Annotated in this window: 7 protein-coding genes; 4 read left to right on the plus strand and 3 right to left on the minus strand. The window is 64.4% G+C overall.

Annotated elements, in window-relative coordinates:
* The 3 genes from ACILQR_RS15385 to ACILQR_RS15395 form a co-directional block, all read left to right on the plus strand.
* On the plus strand, window positions 1-247 hold a 247-nt coding region (locus ACILQR_RS15385), incomplete at its 5' end, for a Zn-ribbon domain-containing OB-fold protein (RefSeq protein WP_395652262.1).
* A gap of 16 nt (window positions 248-263) precedes the next feature.
* Complete coding sequence (locus ACILQR_RS15390) at window positions 264-1781, plus strand: AMP-binding protein (protein ID WP_395652263.1); 1518 nt, start codon at window positions 264-266, stop codon at window positions 1779-1781.
* A gap of 13 nt (window positions 1782-1794) precedes the next feature.
* On the plus strand, window positions 1795-2214 hold the full coding sequence (locus tag ACILQR_RS15395) for a VOC family protein (RefSeq protein WP_395652264.1): 420 nt from the start codon (window positions 1795-1797) through the stop codon (window positions 2212-2214).
* On the opposite strand, the gene ACILQR_RS15400 is transcribed toward ACILQR_RS15395, so the two are convergent.
* On the minus strand, window positions 2211-2702 hold the full coding sequence (locus ACILQR_RS15400) for a PaaI family thioesterase (RefSeq protein ID WP_395652265.1): 492 nt from the start codon (window positions 2700-2702) through the stop codon (window positions 2211-2213). The genes ACILQR_RS15395 and ACILQR_RS15400 overlap by 4 nt on opposite strands.
* Window positions 2702-3502 carry a FadR/GntR family transcriptional regulator gene (locus ACILQR_RS15405; RefSeq protein WP_395652266.1) on the minus strand — a complete coding sequence of 267 codons (801 nt, stop codon included), beginning with the start codon at window positions 3500-3502 and terminating at the stop codon, window positions 2702-2704. The genes ACILQR_RS15400 and ACILQR_RS15405 overlap by 1 nt, the downstream gene beginning before the upstream one ends.
* 118 nt (window positions 3503-3620) lie before the next feature.
* Between ACILQR_RS15405 and ACILQR_RS15410 the strand changes: the two genes are divergently transcribed.
* Complete coding sequence (locus tag ACILQR_RS15410) at window positions 3621-4724, plus strand: amidohydrolase family protein (protein ID WP_395652267.1); 1104 nt, start codon at window positions 3621-3623, stop codon at window positions 4722-4724.
* Window positions 4725-4800: 76 nt separating this feature from the next.
* Here ACILQR_RS15410 and ACILQR_RS15415 read toward each other — a convergent pair.
* Window positions 4801-5380, minus strand: a 580-nt coding sequence (locus ACILQR_RS15415; protein ID WP_395652268.1) for a metal-dependent hydrolase, incomplete at its 5' end; no start/stop codon positions are given.

Raw genomic sequence — 5380 nt, forward strand, 5'->3', positions numbered from 1 at the left:
GACCTGGACCGAGGTGGCGGGAAAGGGCGAGGTCTACAGCTATACGGCCATTCACCGGGCCCCGGTTCCGGGCATGAAGACCCCCTATGTGCTGGCGACGATCGAGCTACCCGAAGGGTTCGCCATGTTTGCCCACCTGGTCGATTGCCCGCCCGAGGTGGTCGCCTGCGGAATGCCGGTCGAGGTCGATTTTCGTCCGCTGCATGACGGGAGAATTGCGCCCGTATTCAAACCTCTCCATCTGTGATTTCCGAGACGAGACGATGTCCGACTTCCTGCATACGCTGACTCTTTTGGACGTGCTGCAGGAGCACCAGCGGTCGTATCCCGACCGCACGGCCGTGGTTCAGGAAGGGCGTCGCTATACCTATGCCCAGCTCGACGACCGGGTGAACCGGCTGGCCAACCTCTGGGAAGGTCTGGGTGTCGGGTCGGGCGACCGGGTCCTGTGGCTGGGTCAGAACTCGCTGGCGGTGCTGGAGGGCGTCCTCGCCTGTTCGGCCCTCGGGGCCATGTTCTGTCCGCTGAACTGGCGGCAGTCGGCCGAGGAGATCGCCTTCGTCATCGACGATCTGAAGCCCCAGATCCTGCTGTGGCATGAGGGGGAGATCGGCGAGGCCGTGCGCGCGGCCCGCCACATCGCGGACTGGAAGTCCGGAACCTGGATCCATTTCGACGAGGATGGGCCGGAGGGTTATGAGGGACGGCTTGCGGCGGCCGATCCGACGCGCCGGGACCGAAAGGTCGATGTCCATGCGGGAACCCTGATCATCTATACGGCGGCCTTCGGCGGCCGGCCGAACGGGGCGATGACGAGCCAGTCGGGCATCATGGCCCAGAACGTCAATATCATGCTGGTGCAGGGACTTACGGCAGATACCATATTCCTGAACTCAGGGCCGCACTTCCACATCGGCACCCTGATGGTGACCCTGGGTGTCTTCCACGCCGGCGGTGCCAACGTCATGATCCGCCGGACCGAGGTCGCGGTGATCGCTGAGGCCCTGCATGCCGAGAAATGCAGCCTCGCCTTCCTGGTCCCCAAGACCCTCGAGGAACTGGCGGCCTTCAACCAGGACGGTCGCTACGACCTGACCCAGTTCCGTTCTGCCGCGGCGCAGACCGAGCAGTATTCGATGATGGGCTATGGTCAGACCGAGGTCGGCGGCCTGTCGACCTGGGCCCACTATGACCGCAAGGCGATCAGCATCTTCGGGCGGTCCAGCCCGGTCGCGGTGAACCGGCTGTTCGACGAGGACGGTAACGAGGTCGCCGACGGCGAGGTGGGCGAGATCGGGGTTCGGGGCCCTATCGTCGGCCTGGGTTACTGGAACCGGCCCGAGATCAATGCACGCCGGACGCGGTTCGGCTGGTGGCTGACCAACGACCTGGGAAGGCGCGAGCCGGATGGATCGCTGAACTTCGTCGGCCCCAAGGTGCAGATGATCAAGTCGGGCGTCGAAAACATCTATCCGGCCGAGGTCGAGGGCTGTCTGAAGAGCCATCCGGCCGTGGCCGACGCCGCCGTCATCGGGGTGCCGGACCCGCGCTGGATCCAGAGCGTCAAGGCGATCATCGTTAAGCGGCCGGGCGTCGAGGTCGACGACGCTGAACTGATTGAACACTGCCGGTCGCGCATCGCCTCCTACAAGAAGCCCAAGGTGTTCGCCTTCGCCGACGCATTGCCGCGCACGCCGGCCGGACCGATCGATTATGCGGCGCTGGACGCGGCCCATGGCGGTGGCGGCTATCCGGGCGGCAAGGACTACAAATACACATGACGGGCTGCCCGTCATGGCGATGAGGCTGCTGCATTTCGGCTTCGCTGTTCGCGACATCGAGGCCACGACGACGGCCTACCGCGACCTGTTCCGCATCGAATGGGCCCCCGTGGCCCGCTACGCCCTGCCGGACGGGCAGGGTGGCGAACAGGTCAGTCTGGTCACCCACGGCATGACCGGCGATGGGACCGAGATCGAGATGGTTCAGACGGTGTCGGGCGACACTGTCGATACGCGCTGGTTTGGCGACAGAGAGGGCGTGTCGCACGTCGCTTTCCAGGTGGACGATCTTCCTGCTGAACGGGAGCGCCTGGCACTATTGGGCGTCGAGATCGTCGGGGAAGGTTCCGCACCGAGAGCCGACTGGTTCTTCGTTCGCGACGACCGTCTGGGCGGTACCCTGGTCCAACTGGTACAGTTGAACCCGACCTAGACCTTGGCGGCCAATTCGGCAGCCAGCCAGGCGTCATGCCGCGTAAAGTGGTCGGGCTTGCGCTCCGAAAAGACACCTGTTGCCCGTCCGAGGACAACACCGGTCGCCGCCAGGGTGATCTCGCCGACATTGTGCCAGCGGTGGCCGTTCTTGTGGTCGTTCCACGACCGGCCCTTGAGCGGCTGGCCGATGGGGACGGGCTTCAGGAACTCGACGTTCAGCGACTTGGTGACCGTCAGGGTCTTGTGCAGCATGGCGACAGTGCCGAGCATCTCGTCCAGGGTGGCGGCGGTCCATCCGCCGTGGGCCACGTTCGGCCCGCCCTCGAAGGTGGAGCGGCACACGATGTCGAAGGCGACGACACCATCGTCGCCGAGGCCAAGACATTTTAGGCCCAACCGACAGGCGCCCGTCGCGATGCAGCTGGCGCAGAGGCGGTGACCTACGCTGTCGGGGGTCGGGCTGCTGGGCGGGAAGGGGTCTGGCATCAGAGCGCCTCGATCAGGTTGTCGCCCACGCCGATTTCGGTCGTCAGCCTTTGCTGGGCTTCCAGCATCCGGGTCCACAGAGCTTCGGCCTCGGCGGCGCGGCCGGCCTGGAGGTGGGCGACCACTTCCCGCTTGACCTCGACGTGCCTGGCCATGCCCTCGCGCGATCGTGGCGTGTTGCGGACCCAGGTGTCGCCGACCAGCTCGGTCTGGGCCTGGATCAGGTCTCTTAGGGTCAGGAGTTCTAGCGCAATCAGTCGGTTCGGACAGATTTCGGAGAGCAGGGCGTAGAAGTCTTCGTGGCTGCGGCTGAAGGCGGCGACGTCGTCGAGGGCTGCGGCCTGCCGATCGATCTCGGCGTTCAGCCGGTCGATCGCTGCGTCGTCCAGCCGCCCGGCCAGAAAGCCGATCAGACGGGGCTCCAGGCTGATCCGCGCCTCGTTCAGTTCGGCGTGGGTGGTGCCGTGGGCCTGCAGATAGATGCCGGTCGATTCCGAGACCATTCGCGCCTCTGGCAGGGTGAAGCGGGCCCCGCCGGAGGCCCCGCGCGCGACGCGCACCAGATGCTGGGTCTCCAGTATTCGCACGGCCTCGCGGATCGTGGGGCGGGACACACCGAAGCGTTCGCGGAGTTCGACCTCGGACGGCAGGGCGTCGCCGGGCGAGGGGCGTGACCGCAGAAGTTCGCGCCTCAGCCACCGGGCGATGATCTCAGACGTCTTCGGCACATGCAGGGCCGAGCCCTCAATGCGGGCATCGGGCGACCAGCGGCCGGGGCCTTTCGGGTCGTGGCGGCTCAAGGCGTGTGTCCTGACATGACGGCAAACTGGCCCGCATCGCAGTTTTGGTCAATGATATATATCATTGACACTGATCCAGCCATTCGGCATTTGTCATAACAGGTAGGAGACCAATCAAATGACCGCTGCAACCAAGCCGGCCGCCGAGAAAATCTGGGTGAACTCGGGCGACAGCCACGTGTGGGAACCCAAGGACCTCTGGACAGCCAACCTTCCGGAATCGCTCAAGCATCGTGGGCCCCACATGGTCCGCGACGGCAAGCACGACATCTATGTGGTCGACGACGAGAAGGTCTTCTTCGCCGCCGCCTCGATGATCGACGCGATCACGCCGCCGGGATCGGTCAACCTCGACCTGAGACTGGCCGATCTGGACGAACAGGGGATCTGGGCTGAGGTGGTCTTCCCTTCGGTCGGCATCTGGCTGTCGGTGATGAAAGACCGCGAACTGATGCATCAGTCGGTCAAGGTCTATAACGACTGGGCCCACGCCGACATGCTGAAGCGGTCGGAGCGTCTGCTGGCCACGGCCCTGATCTCGGTGCTGGATTTCGATGATGCGGTCGAGGAAGCGAAACGCGTCGCCGCCCTGGGGTTCAAGTCGATCTGCCTGCCGGCCACCCTGCCGGACCACCTCGAATACAATATGCCCGAGTTCGATCGTCTGTGGGCGGTCTGCGAAGAGGCTGGGATGGTGGTCTGTTTCCACGTCGGCACCGGCTCGTCCAAGCTGATCGTAACGCGCGGTCCGGGCGGTGCCCTGATCAACTACTGGGAGACGACGGTGCCGACGCAGCGTTGCGTCACCCACATGATCTCGTCGGGTGCCCTGGACCGGTTCCCCAGGATGAAGATCATGACGGCCGAGGCCGGAGTGGCTTGGGTTCCGGCCTTGGGGGACCGACTGGACGAGGCCTATCGCCAGCACGAACGCTATGCGCATCCCAAGCTGAGCCGTATGCCGACCCAGATCATCAAGGACCAGGTCTATTCCTCGTTCCAGCATGATGAGACTGCCCTGCCGGCCGTGATCGCCCACGACTATCAGAACGCCCTGTGGGGGTCGGACTATCCGCATCTGGAAGGCACCTATCCGCACACCCAGGAAGTGCTGCACGGCCTGTTCGACCATGTGCCGGAGGCTGTGCGTCGCCGGGTGACCCTCGGAGCCTTTGAGGAACTGTTCGGCATCGGCATGCCCAAGGCGTTGGCGGCCGCCTGATTCCACACCGGTCCGGATAACGGAAGGCCCCAGTCAGGCGACTGACCGGGGCCTTTCGTTTGGGTCGTGGGTGACGTCAGGCTGCGGCTTCGAACGCCAGGCGGCCGCGCTCGCCGAAGGTTTCAAGATAGTCGGCCAGGGCCTTGGGCGTCTTTTTCTTTCCGGGATTGTAGAAGGGCGACAGGACCAGCAGCATCTTGGGGATCATCAGTCTCGCGTAGGTCTTCCTGAAATGCTTCTCGCGGGCGAGAGAGGCCTCCAGCTGGTCCGGCGTCATCTTCGCGCGATCCACCGACAGCAGGTATTCCGTGACCCGCTTTGAATAGCCGCCCAGATGCTTCACGGCGAAGAAGAAGCCATACAGCCGATAAAAATAGCCCGCGATCGGGTTCCTGGTCGCATACAGGGCCTGGTAGACGTTGAAGGCGACCGAGCGATGCTCGAACTCCTCGGCCAGGTGCCAGCGCCAAAGCTCGGAGCCGGGGTTGGCCTCATCAGCCTCGAACTCGGCCAGCTTGCCTTCAAAGACCACCTCGGCCATGCCCGATCCCAGCGCCTCGAACCCTTCGGCATAGGCGCAGTTGAACTTGAGAGATTTGTTGGCGAGCCAGTCCTCGTAAGTGGCCTCCATCTCCTGTTCGAAGGCGGTCAGGCCT

It is taken from the genome of Brevundimonas sp. (assembly GCF_044239655.1).
In the GTDB taxonomy this organism is placed as follows: Bacteria; Pseudomonadota; Alphaproteobacteria; order Caulobacterales; family Caulobacteraceae; genus Brevundimonas.

What these genes read in the sequence shown, in the direction of transcription:
- ACILQR_RS15390 (WP_395652263.1), top strand. Translation starts at nt 264, where the DNA reads ATGTCCGACTTCCTGCATACGCTGACTCTTTTGGACGTGCTGCAGGAG.
- ACILQR_RS15395 (WP_395652264.1), top strand. Translation starts at nt 1,795, where the DNA reads ATGGCGATGAGGCTGCTGCATTTCGGCTTCGCTGTTCGCGACATCGAG.
- ACILQR_RS15400 (WP_395652265.1), bottom strand. Translation starts at nt 2,702, where the DNA reads ATGCCAGACCCCTTCCCGCCCAGCAGCCCGACCCCCGACAGCGTAGGT.
- ACILQR_RS15410 (WP_395652267.1), top strand. Translation starts at nt 3,621, where the DNA reads ATGACCGCTGCAACCAAGCCGGCCGCCGAGAAAATCTGGGTGAACTCG.